At 38.2% G+C, this 301-nt stretch carries 1 pseudogene; it reads right to left on the bottom strand.

Annotated features, from left to right (window positions below):
- A pseudogene (locus tag AB4585_RS26765) lies at window positions 1-301 on the bottom strand (hypothetical protein); the annotation flags it as partial.

Here is a 301-nt window from a genome sequence, read left to right on the forward strand (position 1 = left end):
ATATTGACAGCTCAAGTCTGTGGTTCTGAATAATGACTCTAACTGTTCGGATAATTGAGCCAAAAACTCAACATAAGCCACCTCTCCAAATTTTTGGATAAATTCTTCGATATTAATAATCTTCAAACCTATGAGAAGATCAGTGTGACTGTGACGAATGGATAGCTGGTTCTTCCAAGAAACAACCGATTCAAAAAGAACGGGGTCAACTGTCCCTGATAAACGGAAGGAGACTTTTGATGAGGCCTGGTTAAGTAGAAAAAGGTGTGCTCTATCACCACTCAAATAATTGAAGTAAGTT

Source organism: Vibrio sp. 10N.222.49.C9 (genome assembly GCF_041474985.1).
Taxonomy (GTDB): Bacteria; Pseudomonadota; Gammaproteobacteria; order Enterobacterales; family Vibrionaceae; genus Vibrio; species Vibrio crassostreae_C.